Genomic DNA, 17,324 nt, shown 5'->3' with positions numbered 1-17,324 from the left:
ATCACCCAGGGGGGCGCAGCGTCACACCGGCAACAGCCGCGCCACCAGCGCACTGAGCTGCCGGGCCGTGCGGCACTCGTGCATCTCGACCAGCTCGGCGTAGTCGGGTGCGGCGGAGTCGCCCGTGCCCCAGCGGGAGCGCTGCTCGGGGTTCAGCCAGTAGACGCGGCGCGCCTGTCCGGCGATCTGCCGCACGGCCGGCAGGTTCGGGTCGTTCATGTTCGTACGGGCGTCGCCGAGGACGAACACGGTCGTGCGCGGGCCGACCGCGTCGCCGTAGCGCTCCGCGAACTCGCCCAGCGCCATGCCGTAGTCGCTGCTGCCGTGATAGCCCGTGAGCGTGGCCTCCGCCTCGATGCGGGCGCCGAGCCCCTCCGGGTCGGCGGTACCGTGTTCGAGCAGCTGGGTCACCTCGTCGATCCGGTTGACGAACGCGAACACCCGCACCTTGCTGAACTGGTCGTGCAGCGCCTGCACCAGCAGCATCGTGAAGTCCGAGAACCCGGACACCGAGCCCGACACATCGCACAGGAGCACCAGTTCGGGCCGGACCGGACGGCGCCGGCGCAGCACCGGCCTCATCGGCACCCCGCCCGTCGACAGCGACCCGCGCAGCGTCCGCCGCAGATCGATCGAGCCCCGCGAGGCACGGCGGCGACGGGCCGCGAGGCGGGTCGCCAACTTGCGGGCGAGCGGCGACACGGTCCGGCGCAGCTCGGCCAGTTGGGCCTTCCCCGCGAACAGGAAGTCCAGCCGGTCGGCGGTCGGAGCCACTGCCCGCCGGGCGATCTCGTCCCGGCCCCGCCGCTCGGCCACCCGCCGCCGCGCCTCCGCCGCCACCAGCGCCCGGAACGCATCGATACGCCGGCGGATCTCGTCCTCCAGCAGCCGGTCCGTGAACCCCGAACTGCCGCCCTGCCCACGGACGTTGTCGCGGACCCGGGCGAACAGGGTCTGCGGGCGCAGCCGTTCGAGCGTCTGGTACGACGACCAGCCGTCCGAGCCCGGCGAGGAGCCGTACCCCCCGAAGCCGTCGACCGCCTCGACCGCCAGCCGCGCCAGCATCGCCCGGTCGTCGGCGGTCAGGGCGTCCGCCAGTCGGTGGCGGAGATCCTCCCGGCCGGCCGTCCGCTGCTCCGGGCCGCCGACGCCGCGCGGGAAGTAGAGGTCGAAGACCGGGTCGAAGACCGTCCGTTGACCGGGGCCGTGCAACAGCGTCGCCGCCAGCCCTTCGCGCAGCAGCTCCCGGTCCGCCAGGCCGAGCGCCTCCACGGCCTGTGCCGCGTCCACCGTCTCGCCGGTGCCGATCCGGACGCCGTGCGCGCGCAGGGCCGCGACGAAGGACGTCAACCGCTCCGTGACCCCCGCCCCCGCGGGCGTGGTCACAGGGCGTCCAGGTCGAGCTTGGCGGCGGCCTTGAGGACGTCGTCCTGGTGCTTGAGGAGGACACCGAGCGTGTCCCGTACGACGGTCTCGTCCAGGGTGCCGGCGCCGAGCGCGAGCAGGGTGCGCGCCCAGTCGATGGTCTCGGCGACGGACGGCAGCTTGCGCAGGTCCATCGCCCGCAGCGCGCCCACGACCCGTACGACCGAGCGGGTCAGCGCCTCGTCGAGGCCCGGCACCTTCAGCCGTACGATCCGCCGCTCCAACTCCTCGTCGGGGAAGCCGATGTGCAGGAACAGACAGCGGCGGCGCAGTGCCTCGGACAGCTCCCGGCTCGCGTTGGAGGTGAGGACGACGAACGGGCGGCGCGTCGCGCTGATCGTGCCCAGCTCCGGGACGGTGACCTGGAAGTCGCTGAGCACCTCCAGGAGCAGGCCCTCCACCTCGACGTCCGCCTTGTCGGTCTCGTCGATCAGCAGCACCTTGGGGTCGTCGCCCCGGATGGCCGTCAGCAGCGGCCGCGTGAGCAGGAACTCCTCGCTGAAGATGTCCGTGCGCGTCTCGTCCCACGTCTCGTCGCGGCCCGCGCTGATCCGCAGCAGCTGCTTGGCGTGGTTCCACTCGTACAACGCCCGGGACTCGTCGACTCCCTCGTAGCACTGGAGCCGGACCAGCCGTGCCTCCGCCACCTCGGCCACGGCCTTCGCGAGCTCCGTCTTGCCTACCCCGGCCGGACCCTCCACCAGGAGCGGCTTGCCGAGGCGGTCGGCGAGGAAGACGGTCGTGGCGACGGCGGGCGAGGCGAGGTAGCCGGTCTCGGCCAGACGGGCGGAGACGTCGTCGACGGAAGTGAACAACGGGGCCTCCAGGTCAGTGGTCCAGCGTGGTGTCCAAGCGCTTGTTCAGTGATGATGTCATGAGGGCTCGGCCGACCGGAAGGCGATAGACCGATCGGTTTCCTCTCGGGGGCGGCCGCCGAAGCGACCGCCCCCTGCCGCGGCCCGGCTCACGAAGCCACCGCGACCGCCCCCACCGCCGGCGTCCGCAGCATCCGCCGCGCCGTGGCCAGGGCCGTCCCCAGCGTCACCGACGCCGCCACCGCGATCACCGCGACCCCGATGGCGCAGACCTCGCCCGGCAGCACCCCGTCCGTGCGCACCACCGTGAACGGGACGATCCCGGCCAGCGCGGCCACCGTCCCGAACAGGACTCCGGTGACGGTCAGGATCAGGGTCTCGGTGCCCACCGTGCCGAGCACCTGCCCCGGGGTCGCGCCCGCCAGGCGCTGTTGCCCGAACTCCCGGGCCCGGTAACTGGTCGCCGCGTACAGCGAGTTGACCAGCATCACGCAGACGAAGACCACGATGATGCCGACGACCGTGACGTTGAGCGTCTCCAGGTTCTTGGCGTCGATCGACTTCGTCAGGCCCGAGGCGGCCACGGCGTCGCTCTCCACCGCCTGCATGGTGAGCGTGGCCGTGGCGACCGCCGTGAACAGGATCAGCGACATCAGGATCCCGGCCAGATGACCGGCCCGCTCCCGCAGGTTCCGGACGGCCAGCCAGCCGCTCGCGCCGTCCAGCGGCAGCCGGTCCAGCACGGCCTCCAGCAGCCGCGGCGCCATCAGAGCGAAGCCCACCGACAGCAGGATCGCCCCATAGGCGGGCGGTGCCATCAGGGCCGCGTCCGTCCCCGAGAACACGAACGTGGAGGAGGCCGACGCGGCTCCGGCGAGCAGCGCGCCGTATGCGAGGAACTTCCGTGCCCCGCCCGGCCGTTCCTGCCCGCGCGTCGCACGCCGTACGGCGAGGAAGGCGGCGCCGGCCGACGCGAGCAGCGTGATGTCGATGCCCGTCAGGAGCGCGACCGGACCGAAGGAGGGATCGACGGACCCGGCGACCTGGCCGCTGTCCTGGAACACCTCCAGCAGGGCTCGGCCACCCAGCATCGCCGGGCCGATCGCCAGCGCCGCGCCCACCAGGGCCACGACCACCGCCTCGCCGACCACCATCCGCTTGAGCTGCCCGGGAGTCGCCCCCGAGCGGCGCAGCAGCTCCAACTCGGCGGTGCGCTGACGGACGTTGACCGTCAGGGTGGAGGCGACGGCGAAGAAGACCAGCAGGGTGCCGTAGCCGCCGACGACGCCGGCCGCGGTGGACAGGGTCTCGGCACTGGTCGGGTCCACGCCGTCCTGTGCCGCCGTGTCGTGCATCGAGTTGAACGTCATGATGATCGCCGCGCCCAGGAACGCGGACAGCAGCGTCGCGAGGAACCGCCCCGGGCGGTGCCGGATCGACCGCATGGCCAGCAGGAACATCGCTCACACCCCCGTCGTGACGTTGTCGCCCAGGTGCGCGAGGCGTTCGGCCACCGCGTTGGCCGTCGGCGCGTCCATCCGGCCCGCGAGCCTGCCGTCCGCCAGGAACAGCACCGAGTCCGCGTAGGAGGCGGCGACCGGGTCGTGGGTCACCATCACCACGGTCCGGCCGTGCACCCGCACCGCCCGCTGGAGCAACAGCAACACCTCACGCGCGCTCCGGGTGTCCAGGGCGCCCGTGGGCTCGTCCGCGAAGATCACCCGGGGTTCCGTCACCAGCGCGCGGGCGATGGCCACGCGCTGCCGCTGACCGCCGGACAACTGGCCGGGGCGGTGTCCGAGCCGGTCGCCGAGGCCCACCGAGGTCAGCACCTCCTTGGCGCGCCCGCGGTCGACACGCTGCCCGGCGAGCTTCAGCGGCAGCACCGTATTCTGCGCGACGGTGAGTGTCTCCAACAGGTTGTACTGCTGGAACACGAACCCGATCCGACCGCGCCGGAACTTCGTCAAGTCGGCCTCCCCGCCCCCGGTCAGCTCGGTGCCGTCCACGCACACGATGCCGCTGTCGGGCCGGTCCAGACCGGCCGCGCAGTGCAGCAGCGTGGTCTTGCCGGAACCCGAAGGCCCCATCACCGCGGTGAACGTGCCCCGCCCCAGCCCCAGGGTGACCCCGTCCAGAGCGGTCACGGCACTGTCCCTCGCCCCGTAGGTCTTGCTGACCTTGACCAGCCGGAGCGCCTCGGCGGCCGGTCCCTTGTCGTGCGTCCGTCGCGAGCCCGCGCGCACCATCGTCATCACTCCCCGTCCGGCACTCCCTGTGCCCTGCCGAAGAAGCTACGGAGCGGACGACGCGACCACATGGGGCGCAGGACCCGTAATGCCAGGTGTACTTGACGACACCCCCGGCGCCGGCAAAGCGGCGAGAGCCGGTCATCACGTTTTGAACGGTTTCAATTCCTCGCTCATCGACTGACTGCTTCTGTTGGAATCTGCACAGAAGTTGTCCTGCATACGCCATGGACTCCCGTCACTTCTGCCACTAGCTTCAACCGACGTTCGAGCTGAATCGTTCCAACTCCGAGCAAGCCGAAGGGACAACGGCATGAATGACGGAGTCGACAGCACGAAGGGCCGCGGGGTGCGCCGAAGGGCGGTGCTCAGCACGGCACTGGGCGCCGCACCCCTGGCTTTCGCCGGCGGGGTCGTCGGCGGCACGCCCGCGTCGGCCGCACCGCCCCCGCACCGCACCGCCGTCGAGGGCCTGACGGTCGAGCACAGAACGAACCCCCTCGGCGTGGACGCCACCCACCCGCGCTTCGGCTGGCGCACGGCCTCCCCGGTACGCGGTCGCCGCCAGTCGGCGTACCGGATCCTGGTCGCGACCGCACCCGACCGCCTGACCCCCGGCCGGGCGGACGTGTGGAACAGCGGCCGCGTCACCTCGCCCGACTCGGTCGCCGTGCGCTACGCGGGCCCCGCCCTGCGCGCCTCCACCCGCTACCACTGGACGGTGACCGTCTGGGACGAGACCGGCCGTGCCGTCCCCGCCGCACCCACCGCCCACTTCGAGACCGGCCTGCTCGGCACCGACGGCACGGCAGGCTGGGACGGCGCCCGCTGGATCACCATGGCGGGCAAGCGGCCCCACACCCCCGGCGCCCCACTGCTGCGCCGCCAAGCCCGCCTGACCGGACGGCAGGTCCGAAACGCCCGGCTCTACATCTCCGCCCTCGGCGTGTACGAGGCCCACGTCAACGGCCACCGCGTCGCCGTACCCCAGGGCCACGGCACCACCCACGAACTCCTGACCCCCGGCTGGACCAACTACGACACCACCGTCAACTACTTCACCTACGACGTCACGGACCTGGTCGCGGGCGACCGGCACGAAGGGCAGGTCACCCTCGCCGCCGTGCTCGGCAACGGCTGGTACAACAGCCGGATCTCCGAGAACAGCGTCTACTACTCGGCCGACGGCAACCCCCTGGCCCTCAAGGCCAAGCTCCTCGTCCGGTACGCCGACGGATCCGAGCAGACCGTCGTCACCGCACCCGGCGACGACTGGGCGGCCACCGACACCGGCCCCCACCGCGCCGACGACATCTACGACGGCCAGACCTACGACGCCCGCAGGGAACTCCCGGGCTGGACGTCGGCCGGCTTCGACACCTCCGGCTGGGCGGACGTGACCGAGCACGACTTCGACTCCAGGTTCCCCGACGCGAAGCTCGTCGCCTACCCCGGTGAAAGCGCCCGTCTGATGCCCGAGTGGGATCGCCGGCCGTCCTCCCTCACCGTCTACACGGGTGTGACCGGCCAGGAGAGCAGCCCGAACGGCAAGGGCGGTATCGTCGTCGACCCCGCCCGCACCGTCACGGACCCGGACATCGCGGCCACCGCCGCCGTGACCCTGCATCCCGGCGACACCGCCGTGATCGACCTGGGCCAGAACATGGTCGGCGTGCCCCGCTACACCCTGCGCGGCCCGGCCGGCGCCCAGGTCACCTTCAAACCCGGCGAGATGCTCAACGACGACAGCGCCGGCGCCGACGGCCCCGTCGGCTCGGTCTACCGCGCCAACCTCCGCGCCGCCAAGGCCACCAGCACCTACACCCTCAAGGGCGACCCCGACGGCGAGACCCACGAGGACTCGCTGACCTTCTACGGCTTCCGCCACGTCTCCGTCACCGCGACCGAGACCGTCACCCTCACCCGCTTCACCGGCCGCGTCGCCACCTCCGCCCTCCGCGACATCGGCACGATCACCACGGACGACGCCGACGTCAACCAGCTGATCAGCAACGTCCGTTGGGGCCAGCGCGGCAACTACCTGTGGGTCCCCACCGACTGCCCCCAGCGCGACGAACGCCTCGGCTGGACCGGTGACACCCAGCTGTTCTCCCAGACCGGCCTCTACAACGCCGACGCCGTCAGTTTCCTCAGCCACTTCGAGGACATCCTGATCGACTCGCAGAAGACCTACGGCCAGGACGGCGCCCAGTTCACCTGGGTCGCACCCGGCTCCCGCTACAACCAGCCGCTCCCCGCGAGCGGTTGGGCGGACTGCGGGGTCGTCGTGCCCTGGACGGTGTGGCAGATGTCCGGCGACACCACCGTGGTCGACCGCAGCTGGGCGGCGATGACGACCTACATGGACTGGATCAGGAAGCGCACCGGCGACACCTACGCCGGACAGGGCGCGATCTTCGGCGACTGGCTGGCCTTCCAGGACACCAGCACCCAGCTCATCAGCGACGTCTACTACGGCTACAGCGCCCGCCTGATGGTCGACATGGCCCGCGCCACCGGCCGCAGCGCCGAGACGCGGACGTACGAGGACCTGTTCGCCCGGATCAAGCGGGCGTTCCTCGCCAAGTACCTCGTCACCGACCCCGCCACGGGCGAGGTCACCGTCCGCTCCAGCCTGGGCGAGGCCCCGCCCTGGCTCGGCGGCAAGCCCGAGGACAACAGCCAGACAGCCCTGCTCTGGGTCCTCAAACTGGGCTTCTACGACACCGATGCCCAGCGCCGCCGCCTCGTCGAGCTGCTCGCCGAGAACATCGGCAACGACGAGGCCTACAAGGACGCGCACCCCGACAGCACCCGCGTGCGGTATGCCGAGAACACCCTCTCCGTCGGCTTCCTCGGCGTGAACGTCCTCGCCCCCGTCCTCACCGACGAGGGCCGCGTCGACCTCGCGTACCAGCTGCTGCACCAGGACGCGATGCCGTCCTGGCTGTACTCCGTGCGCAACGGAGCCACCACCATCTGGGAGCGCTGGAACTCGTACTCGAATCAGGACGGCTTCGGCCCGGTCGACATGAACTCGTTCAACCACTACTCCTACGGCGCGATCATGGAGTGGATGTACGAGAGCATGGCGGGCATCGCCAAGGACCCGGCGCACCCGGGCTTCCGGCACTTCTTCCTGCGCCCGCACCTCGATCCCGGCGGGCGGGTCACCCGGGTCACCGGCTCGCATCTCTCGCCGTACGGCGAGATCGTCAGCGCGTGGCGCACGGACGGCCGGACACTGACCTACCGGGCCGTGGTCCCCGCGAACAGTACGGCCACCCTGCGCATCCCCACGGCCGACCCGGACACGGTGCGTGAGGGCCGCACACCCCTGTCCCGGGTGCCCGGCGTCGACGACCTGGGCTTCGCGGACGGGACCGCGAGCTACCGGCTGCCGTCCGGCCGCTACCAGGTGACCAGCGCTCTGGGCTGACCTGCGGCCCCTCGTGTGACGGAGCGGGTGCGGGGAACTCGGCCGCCATGGACGAGCCGACCCGCACCCACGCTTCGTACTGGATCGAGACGGCACCGCCCGGCGACCTCGCGCCACCGCCGCACGGCGACCTCACGGTCGACGTCGCCGTCGTGGGCGCGGGCATCGCCGGGATCGCCACCGCCTGGGAGCTGGCCCGGCGGGGGCACGGCGTCGCCCTGCTGGAGGCGGACCGGGTCGCCGCCGGCGTCACCGGGCACACCACCGCCAAGCTCAGCGCCCAGCACACCCTCATCTACGACCGGCTGCGGCGCACCCGCGGCAAGGACGGCGCCCACCTGTACGCGACCTCCCAGACGGACGCGATCCGGCACGCCGCCGAGGTCGGGGACGAGCTCGGCATCGACTGCGACTGGGAGGAGACGGCCGCCTACACCTACGCCGAGGACGCCGACCGTACCGACGAACTGCGGGCGGAGGCCGACGCGGCCCGGGAGGCGGGCCTGGCCGCCGAGTACGTCACCGACACGGACCTGCCGTATCCGGTGGCGGGCGCGGTGCGCGTCGCGGGGCAGGCGCAGTTCCACCCCCGCAAGTACCTGCTGGCGCTGGTCGCCGACCTGAAACGCCTCGGCGGGCAGGTGCACGAGCACACCCGCGTCGTCGGCCTCTCCGAGGGCGAGCCCTGTGTGCTCACGACCGAGGACGGGGTGAAGGTCAGCGCCGAGACCGTCGTGGTCGCCACCCACTACCCGATCTTCGACCGGGCGCTGCTGTTCACCCGCCTCTCGGCACGGCGGGAACTGGTCGTCGCCGCTCCCATCGACGCGGCCGCCGCACCGGACGGCATGTACATCACCCCCGAGCAGAACACCCGCTCGGTGCGCACGGCGCCCTACGCGGACGGTGAACGCCTGCTCATCGTCACCGGCGAGCACTTCACCCCAGGCACGGGCGGCGACGTCGAGGCACGCTTCAAGGACCTGTCCGACTGGGCGACGGACCGCTTCGGCGAGCTCACCTTCACCCACCGCTGGGCCACCCAGGACAACGACTCCACCGACTCCGTACCGCTCGTCGGCCCCCTGCACCCCGCCGGCCGGCACTGCTATGTGGCCACCGGCTTCGGCGGCTGGGGACTCAGCAGCGGCATCATGGCGGGCCGGCTGCTCTGTGATCTGGTCACCGGCCGGGAGAACCCGTGGAGCGAGCTGTACGACCCTCGCCGAGTGATGTCCGTCGTCCGCGAGGGCAAGGACTTCGTCAAGCACCAGGCCGACGTGGCCCGCCACTTCGTCGGCGACCGCCTCCAGCACCTGCCGGGCCCCTCGGCCGGCTCGGTGGACGACATCGCCCCCGGCGACGGCGCCGTCGTCCACGTGGCCGGCAAACGCTGCGCCGTCCACCGCGACGAGGACGGCACCGTGCACGCCGTCTCCGCGAAGTGCACGCACATGGGCTGCCTGGTCGCCTTCAACCGCGCGGAACGAGCCTGGGAGTGCCCCTGCCACGGCTCCCGCTTCGACCCCGACGGCCGGGTCGTCCAGGGCCCCGCCGTACGGCCGTTGGAGCGGCGCGACATCTGAAGCCGGCGCGCCAGGGACTTTCAAAACACCCCCTAGTCGCCGACCAGGACGACCTCCAGCGTGCGCGGGCCGTGCACCCCCTCGACCCGGTCCAGCTCGATGTCGCTGGTCGCCGACGGGCCGGAGATCCAGGTCAACGGGCGTACGGGATCGAGGCGTTCGAGGGCCTGTGGAACGGACGACACGACCTGCTCGGGTACCCGTACGACACAGATGTGATGGTCGGGGACGAGCGTGATGCGGCGGCGGCCCTGGTCGGGGGAGCCGTCGAGGACGATGGTGCCGGTCTCGGCGACGGCCACCGCGCACGCCGTGACCACGCTGTCGATCCGGTCCAGCTCGTCCGGGGTGCTCTCCGCCCGGTCCGCGACCCGCTCGGCGTCGGTCGCCGCCAGCCACTCGGACTCCAGCCCCGGCGGCACCAGCACCGTCTTCGCGCCCCGCGCGGCCAGCATCCCGGCGATCGTGGCCGCGAGATCGGCGGGAGTACAGCGGTGCACGATCGCCCGGTAGTCCGCCAGGTTCTCGGCCAGCAGATCCACCGTCTGCTCGACACTGCGTTCGCCGTGTTCACGCAGATAGTCGCGGGGGACCGCCTGCTCGTACGGCATCTGCTCCGGCGGCACGTCCGCGAGAGCCCGCCGCACCCGGCCCAGGATCCGTTCCCTGCTGCTCACTTGGTACCGCCCTTTCCGCCCTGCGTCCGCTGCCACCAGTCCCGGAACGGTTCCGCGGGCACCGCCGGCAGATCCCGCGTCCCGCTCCACGCCTTGCCCGGCCCGGGCAGCGTGCGCGGATGCAGCCGGCGGGTGCGCGAGGCGAGCAGCTGCCCGGTCCGCAGGGCGCCCGGGTGGCTGAACGCCCAGCGTGCCGCCCGCATCGCGGCCCGCTCGGCGGCGTGCCCCTTGGCCGGCTTCAGCACCACCTTGTTGCCGTTCGAGGTCACCTGGCCGCCCTGGACGACCCGCTCCCGCAGATGCACCAGCACCTCGGGGATGTCGATGGCGACCGGGCACACCTCGTAGCAGGCGCCGCACAGCGACGACGCGTACGGCAGCGAGGCGTCGATCTCGCTTGTCACGCCCCGGAGTTGAGGGCTGAGGATGGCGCCGATCGGGCCCGGGTAGACCGAGCCGTAGGCGTGTCCGCCCGCCCGCTCGTACACCGGGCAGACGTTGAGGCAGGCTGAGCAGCGGATGCAGCGCAGGGCCTGGCGGCCGACCTCGTCGGCGAGGGTGTCGGTGCGGCCGTTGTCGAGCAGCACCAGATGGAAGTTCTGCGGACCGTCCGCGTCCGTGGTGCCGGTCCAGGTCGAGGTGTACGGGTTCATGCGCTCGGCCGTGGAGGAGCGGGGGAGGGTCTGGAGGAACACCTCCAGGTCCTGCCAGGTCGGCACGATCTTCTCGATGCCGACGACCGAGATCAGCGTCTCGGGCAGCGTCAGGCACATCCGCCCGTTGCCCTCGGACTCGACCACGACCAGGGTGCCGGTCTCGGCGACCATGAAGTTGGCGCCCGAGATGCCGACCTTGGCCCGCAGGAACTTCTCGCGGAGGTGGAGGCGGGCGGCCTCGGCGAGTTCGGCGGGCGTGTCCGTGAGGCCCTCGGGCGCCGGGCGCCCCCACTCGCTCATCTCGTTGCGGAAGATGTCCCGGATCTCGCCGCGGTTGCGGTGGATCGCCGGGACGAGGATGTGCGACGGCCGGTCCTTGCCCAACTGCACGATCAGCTCGGCGAGATCGGTCTCGTAGGCGCGGATGCCCTCCGCCTCAAGGGCCTCGTTCAGCCCGATCTCCTGGGTGGCCATCGACTTGACCTTGACGACCTCCGACTCGCCGGTCATCTTGACGAGCTGGGCCACGATCTCATTCGCCTCGTCGGCGTCCGCGGCCCAGTGGACCGTGCCGCCCGCAGCCGTGACCGACTCCTCCAACTGGACGAGATACCGGTCGAGGTGACGCAGCGTATGGTCCTTGATCTGCTTGCCGGCCTCCCGCAGCTCCGCCCAGTCGGACACCTCCGCGACGGCCTTCTCCCGCTTGCCGCGGATCATGTGCGTGGCGTGGCGCAGGTTGCCGCGCAGGGTCGTGTCGTGCACGGCCTCGTGCGCGGCCTTCGGAAACGCCGGCATCCCGACGAACGTTCCACTCATGCCGCCGGCTCCTCCTCCGTGCTCGCCAGGATCTCCGCGATGTGCACCGGCCGCATGCCGGTGCGCAGCCGTGCCATGGTCCCGCCGATATGCATCAGACAGGAGTTGTCCGCCGCGCACAGCACGTCGGCGCCCGTCGCCTCGGCGTTGCGCACCTTGTCCGTGCCCATCGCCGCCGAGACATCGGAGTTCTTCAGCGCGAACGTGCCGCCGAACCCGCAGCACTCCTCGGCACCCGGCAGCTCCACCAACTCCAGCCCCTTGACGGCCTGAAGGAGCCGGCGGGGCCGGTCGGCGAGACCCAGTCCGCGCAGACCGTGACAGGTCGGGTGGTACGTCACCTTGTGCGGGTAGTAGGCACCCACGTCCGTCACCCCCAGCACGTCCACCAGGAACTCCGTCAGCTCGTACGTCTTCGGCACCACCGGTGCCAGGGTCGCCGCGAGGGTGTCCCCGCGCCCCTCGGCCAGGGCCCGCTCACCCATCCGCGGATACAGCTCGCGCACCATCGCCCCGCACGATCCGGACGGGGTGACGATCGCCTCGTACTCCCCGAAGACATCGGAGAAATGCCGGGCGAGTGGCTCGGCCTCGTGGCGGTAGCCGGTGTTGTAGTGGGCCTGTCCGCAGCACGTCTGGGCCATCGGGAAGTCGACGTCGACGCCCAGCCTGGTCAGCAGTTTCACCACGGCGCGGCCGGTGTCCGGATAGAGCGTGTCGTTGACACAGGTCAGGAACAGGGCGACACGCATCGCGGCTCCTTGTGATCGATCATCGGATGAGTGCAGGGTAGTGCGGGCACGCGGCCCGGGGGAGACCCCGCTCGCCGTCGGGTGGGAATCACCCTCGGGTGAGCCGGGCCTCCGCCTCGCTCCAGCGCGCCGCGTCCCCCCGCGGCTCGTACCGGGTCAGCGGCTGCGTACGGGTGAGCAGGCGCCGCCCGTCGGCGAGGTCACCGACCAGCCCGTGGGTACGGGCCTGGACCAGGACGTTGCCGAGCGCGGCGGCCTCCGTCGGGCCCGCCACCACCGGCAGCCCGCAGGCGTCGGCGGTCAGCTGGCACAGCAGGGCGTTGCGGGTGCCGCCCCCGACGACATGCACGACGTCGACCGGATGGTCGGCCAGCCGCTGTGCCTCGGCGACGGCCCTGCGGTGGGCGAGGGCGAGCGAGTCGAGGATGCAGCGCGTGATCTCGGCGGGCGAGGCGGGCACCGGCTGCCCCGAGGCGCGGCACGCCTCGGCGATCCGCTCCGGCATCCGCCCCGGCGCCAGGAACGCCGCGTCCCCCGCGTCCACCACCGACCGCAGCGCCGGCACCTTGGACGCGTCGAGCAGCAGCGCGCCCAGATCGGGGTCGCCCCACGCCCGTACGCACTCCTGGAGCAGCCACAGGCCCATGATGTTGCGCAGATACCGGACGGTGCCGTCCAGCCCCAGCTCGTTGGTGAAGTTGGCGGCCCGGCTCTCCTCGCTCAGCACGGGCGCGTTGAGCTCAAGGCCCGCCAGCGACCAGGTGCCGGTGCAGATGTACGCGAACCGCTCGCGCTCGGCCGGGACCGCGGCCACCGCCGACGCGGTGTCGTGCGATCCGACCGCCGTCACCGGTACCGGCCCGCTCAGCCCGGTCTCCTCCAGCACCTCCCCGCGCAGCATCCCCGCGAAATCGCCGGGCTGCCGCAGCGGCGCGAACAGGTCCAGGTCGACATCCAGCCGCGAGGCGACGTCGTACGACCAGTCCCGGGTCCGCGGATCGATCAGCTGGGTGGTGGAGGCGTTGGTGAGCTCGGTGCCCTGCTCGCCGGTGAGCCAGTACGTCAGCAGGTCCGGGACGAGCAACAGCCGCTTGGCGTAGGCGAGTTGAGCGGAACCCCGGGCCGCGGCCAGCTGGTACAGCGTGTTGAAGGGCGCGTACTGCAACCCGGTCGCGGCGTACAGCTCCGCCGCCGGGACGCTCGCCCACACCTTCTCCGCGACCCCTTCCGTACGGGAGTCGCGGTAGTGCACGGGGTTGCCGAGGAGCGCCCCGTCGGCGTCCAGCAGCCCGTAGTCGACGGCCCAGCTGTCGATGCCGACGGAGTCGAGTCGTCCACCGCACTGGGCACCGGCCGCCCGCAGCCCGTCCAGCACCCCCGCGTACAGCCCGAGCACGTCCCAGCGCAGCCCCTCCGGCACACGCACCGGCCGGTTCGGGAAGCGGTGGGCCTCGCTCAGCTCCAGCGAGTCCGGGCCGACGCGGCCGACCATGACGCGCCCGCTGGAGGCACCCAGGTCGACCGCGGCGTAGGACTTCACACTCGTGCTCATCGCAGGAAGGCGGCCGCGACGCCGGCGTCGACCGGGATGTGCAGCCCGGTGGTGTGCGTCAGCTCTCCGCCGGTCAGGGCGAACACGGCGTTCGCGACATGGTCCGGGAGCACCTCGCGCTTGAGGATCGTGCGCTGGGCGTAGAACTCACCCAGCTTCTCCTCCTCGACCCCGTACACGGCGGCCCGCTTGGCTCCCCAGCCACCGGCGAAGATGCCCGACCCGCGCACGACACCGTCCGGGTTGATCCCGTTGACACGGATGCCGTGCTCACCGAGCTCGGCGGCCAGCAGCCGCACCTGGTGGGCCTGGTCGGCCTTGGTGGCCGAGTAGGCGATGTTGTTCGGCCCGGCGAAGACGGCGTTCTTGGAGGCGATGTAGACGATGTCGCCGCCCAGCTCCTGGGCGATCATCACGCGCGCCGCTTCCCGCGACACCAGGAACGAACCGCGCGCCATGATGTCGTGCTGGAGGTCCCAGTCCTTCGTCGAGGTCTCCAGCAGCGGCTTGGAGATGGAGATACCGGCGTTGTTGACGACCAGGTCCACACCGCCGAAGGCGAGCACGGCGGCCTTGAACGCGTCGGCGATCTGCTCCTCGGACGTGACGTCCACGGCCACCGCGACGGCCTTGTCCGGTCCGCCCAGCTCCTCGGCGACGGCCTCGGCGTTGTCGGCGTTCAGATCGGCGACGACCACACAGGCGCCCTCGGCCACCAGGCGCTGCGCGATGGCCTTCCCGATCCCGCTGCCGGCCCCGGTCACCAGCGCGACCCGCGTCGCGAGCGGCTTGGGCTTCGGCATCCGCTGAAGCTTGGCCTCCTCCAGCGCCCAGTACTCGATCCGGAACTTCTCGGACTCCTCGATGGGCGCGTACGTGGAGACGGCCTCGGCGCCGCGCATCACATTGATGGCGTTGACATAGAACTCACCCGCGACCCGCGCGGTCTGCTTGTCCTTGCCGAAGCTGAACATGCCGACGCCCGGGACCAGCACGATCGCCGGGTCGGCGCCCCGCATGGCGGGGGAGTCGGGCAGGGCGTGCCGCCGGTAGTAGGCGGCGTACTCCTCGCGGTACCCGGCGTGCAGCTCCTTGAGCCGGGCGACGACCTCGTCGAGCGGAGCGGTCGGCGGCAGGTCCAGCACCAGCGGCCGCACCTTGGTCCGCAGGAAGTGGTCGGGGCAGGAGGTGCCCAGCGCGGCCAGCCGAGGGTGCTCGGCGCTCGCGAGGAAGTCGAGGACGACCTCGGAGTCGGTGAAGTGACCGACCTGGGGCCGGTCCTGGGAGGCGATGGCACGGATGACCGGCGCCAGCGCCGCGGCCCGCTCCCGCCGCTCGGCGGCCCCGAGTGCCGCGTACCCCTCGATCACGGGCCCGAAGGGCTCCGGCTTCCCGCGCTCGGCGAGAAACGCCTCGGCGGTGCGGATGATGTGCAGCGAGTTGCGCTCGCACTCCTCGGAGGTGTCACCCCAGGCGGTGATGCCGTGGCCCCCGAGAATGCACCCGACGGCCTGCGGATTGGCGGCCTTGACAGCGGCGATGTCCAGCCCGAGCTGGAACCCGGGCCGCCGCCACGGCACCCACACCACGCTGTCCCCGAAACACTCGGCGGTCAGCTTCTCCCCGTCGGCGGCACAGGCGAGCGCGATGCCGGAGTCGGGGTGCAGATGATCGACATGCGCCGCGTCGACCAGCCCGTGCATGGCGGTGTCGATGGACGGAGCCGCCCCCCCCTTCCCATGCAGGCAGTAGTCGAAGGCGGCGACCATCTCGTCCTCGCGCTCGACACCCGGGTAGACGTCGACCAGCGCCCGCATCCGGTCCAGCCGCAGCACCGCCAGCCCCGCCTCGGTGAGCGTCCCGAGGTCACCACCGGACCCCTTGACCCACATCAGCTCGACGTCACTTCCGGTGACGGGGTCGGTGTCGGTGCCCTTGGCGGACGCGTTTCCGCCGGCGTAGTTGGTGTTACGGGGATCGGAGCCGAGCCGATGGGAACGGGCGAGGAGGGCGGCGGCTTCGGGATGGGGTGCCATGCGTTCTCAGTCCTTAGAAGAGGAGTCTTTTCCGATGGGCGCCTCAGGGGCGCACGGGGGGTCAGGCGCGAAGCGCCAACCCCCCAGGGGCGCGGGGAACTGCGCGGCCAGCCACATCCGGCCCGCGGCCCGCGGACGACAGATCGGGGCGGTCGCTCACGCCCCCCACCCGGCCTGGTCCCCGCCAACCCGCTCGGCCACGATCTTCTCGGCCCACCCGGACCGGCGGTACGCGCCCATGGGATCCGCGTCAAGCCCCATCTCGCCCCGAACCTCGGCGAGCAGCGGCCGCACATCCGTGTTGTACGCGTCCATCAGCACGGCATTGGCCTCCAGCACGTCCCCCGAGGCCTGGGCGGCGGCCAACGCCTCCCGGTCGACCAGCAGTGCCTTCGCCGTGGCCTCCTGCACATTCATCACGGACCGGATGATCGCCGGAATCTTCGCCTCGATGTTGTGGCACTGGTCGAGCATGAACGCGACCTCGGGCGAGAACCCACCCCCGCGCACGACCTCGTACATGATCCGGAACAACTGGAACGGGTCAGCCGCCCCCACCATCAGGTCGTCGTCCGCGTAGAACCGCGAGTTGAAGTCGAACCCTCCGAGCTTCCCCTCCCGCAGCAGCGTGGCGACGATGAACTCGATGTTGGTCCCCGGCGCATGGTGCCCGGTGTCGACCACGACCTGCGCCTTCTCCCCGAGCTTCAGACAGTGCGCGTACGCCGTCCCCCAGTCGGGGACGTCCGTCGAGTAGAAGGCCGGCTCGAAGAACTTGTACTCCAGCAGCATCCGCTGCCCGTCCCCGAGCCGCGCGTACACCTCGGAGAGGCCCTCGGCCAGCCGGTCCTGCCGCGCCCGCAGGTCGTCCTGCCCGGGATAGTTCGTACCGTCGGCGAACCACAGCTTCAGATCGCTGGAGCCCGTCGCGTCCATGATGTCGACGCACTCCAGCAGATGATCGACGGCCTTGCGCCGCACCGCCGCGTCCGGATGGCAGATGCTGCCCAGCTTGTAGTCGTCGTCCTGGAAGGTGTTGGAGTTGATCGCGCCCAGCTTCACGCCGCGCTCTTCGGCGAACTTGGCCAGCGCCGCGTAGTCGTCGACCTTGTCCCAGGGGATGTGCAGGGCGACGGTCGGCGCGACACCCGTGAACGCGTGCACCTGGGCCGCGTCCTCGAGCTTCTCCCGCGGTGTCCGCGGCACGCCCTGCTGGGCGAACACCTTGAACCGCGTCCCCGAGTTCCCGTACGCCCACGACGGCGTTTCGACTGCCTGGGTCTTGAGTGCGGCCTTCACCGCGGCGAGCTCGGTCACT

The 17,324-nt window shown here is 71.5% G+C and carries 12 protein-coding genes; 2 read left to right on the top strand and 10 right to left on the bottom strand.

Translation table 11 applies throughout. From position 1 onward, the window contains the following. Nucleotides 1–21: 21 nt before the first annotated feature. The 4 genes from AQJ67_RS00455 to AQJ67_RS00440 form a co-directional block, all read right to left on the bottom strand. On the bottom strand, nt 22–1,386 hold the full coding sequence (locus AQJ67_RS00455; protein WP_062715880.1) for a vWA domain-containing protein: 1,365 nt from the start codon (nt 1,384–1,386) through the stop codon (nt 22–24). Then, entirely contained in the window at nt 1,383–2,240 is an 858-nt protein-coding gene (locus AQJ67_RS00450; RefSeq protein WP_062715879.1) for an AAA family ATPase, read from the bottom strand. The genes AQJ67_RS00455 and AQJ67_RS00450 overlap by 4 nt, the downstream gene beginning before the upstream one ends. A 149-nt stretch (nt 2,241–2,389) precedes the next feature. Further along, nucleotides 2,390–3,700, bottom strand: a complete 1,311-nt coding sequence (locus tag AQJ67_RS00445) for an FtsX-like permease family protein (RefSeq protein ID WP_062715878.1) — start codon at nt 3,698–3,700, stop codon at nt 2,390–2,392. Between the two features lie 3 nt (nt 3,701–3,703). After that, nucleotides 3,704–4,495 carry an ABC transporter ATP-binding protein gene (locus AQJ67_RS00440; protein WP_062715877.1) on the bottom strand — a complete coding sequence of 264 codons (792 nt, stop codon included), beginning with the start codon at nt 4,493–4,495 and terminating at the stop codon, nt 3,704–3,706. A 307-nt stretch (nt 4,496–4,802) separates the two neighbouring features. On the opposite strand from AQJ67_RS00440, the gene AQJ67_RS00435 reads away from it, so the two are divergent. Both AQJ67_RS00435 and AQJ67_RS00430 read left to right on the top strand, forming a co-directional pair. Further along, nucleotides 4,803–7,928, top strand: a complete 3,126-nt coding sequence (locus AQJ67_RS00435; RefSeq protein WP_062715876.1) for an alpha-L-rhamnosidase — start codon at nt 4,803–4,805, stop codon at nt 7,926–7,928. A gap of 47 nt (nt 7,929–7,975) precedes the next feature. Continuing rightward, nucleotides 7,976–9,514, top strand: coding sequence for an FAD-dependent oxidoreductase (locus AQJ67_RS00430; protein WP_062715875.1), 1,539 nt, complete (start codon nt 7,976–7,978; stop codon nt 9,512–9,514). Nucleotides 9,515–9,546: 32 nt separating this feature from the next. On the opposite strand, the gene AQJ67_RS00425 is transcribed toward AQJ67_RS00430, so the two are convergent. From AQJ67_RS00425 to rhaI, 6 genes are all read right to left on the bottom strand, one after another. Beyond that, entirely contained in the window at nt 9,547–10,191 is a 645-nt protein-coding gene (locus AQJ67_RS00425; RefSeq protein WP_062715874.1) for a LutC/YkgG family protein, read from the bottom strand. Beyond that, on the bottom strand, nt 10,188–11,666 hold the full coding sequence (locus AQJ67_RS00420) for a LutB/LldF family L-lactate oxidation iron-sulfur protein (protein WP_063807269.1): 1,479 nt from the start codon (nt 11,664–11,666) through the stop codon (nt 10,188–10,190). Before AQJ67_RS00420 ends, AQJ67_RS00425 begins: the two co-directional genes overlap by 4 nt. After that, the gene (locus AQJ67_RS00415) at nt 11,663–12,418 is read right to left on the bottom strand and encodes a (Fe-S)-binding protein (RefSeq protein WP_062715872.1); all 756 of its coding nucleotides are present in this window, start codon (nt 12,416–12,418) and stop codon (nt 11,663–11,665) included. The genes AQJ67_RS00420 and AQJ67_RS00415 overlap by 4 nt, the downstream gene beginning before the upstream one ends. A gap of 88 nt (nt 12,419–12,506) precedes the next feature. Then, nucleotides 12,507–13,970, bottom strand: a complete 1,464-nt coding sequence (locus tag AQJ67_RS00410; RefSeq protein WP_079055703.1) for a rhamnulokinase — start codon at nt 13,968–13,970, stop codon at nt 12,507–12,509. After that, nucleotides 13,967–16,006 carry a bifunctional rhamnulose-1-phosphate aldolase/short-chain dehydrogenase gene (locus AQJ67_RS00405; RefSeq protein WP_062715870.1) on the bottom strand — a complete coding sequence of 680 codons (2,040 nt, stop codon included), beginning with the start codon at nt 16,004–16,006 and terminating at the stop codon, nt 13,967–13,969. Before AQJ67_RS00405 ends, AQJ67_RS00410 begins: the two co-directional genes overlap by 4 nt. A 156-nt stretch (nt 16,007–16,162) precedes the next feature. Further along, entirely contained in the window at nt 16,163–17,323 is a 1,161-nt protein-coding gene (rhaI, locus tag AQJ67_RS00400) for an L-rhamnose isomerase (protein WP_062715869.1), read from the bottom strand. Nucleotide 17,324: the final 1 nt, after the last annotated feature.

The organism is Streptomyces caeruleatus (assembly GCF_001514235.1).
GTDB lineage: Bacteria > Actinomycetota > Actinomycetes > Streptomycetales > Streptomycetaceae > Streptomyces > Streptomyces caeruleatus.
The sequence above is the reverse complement of the archived record's forward strand: the minus strand, read 5'-3'. Positions and strand labels throughout refer to the sequence as shown.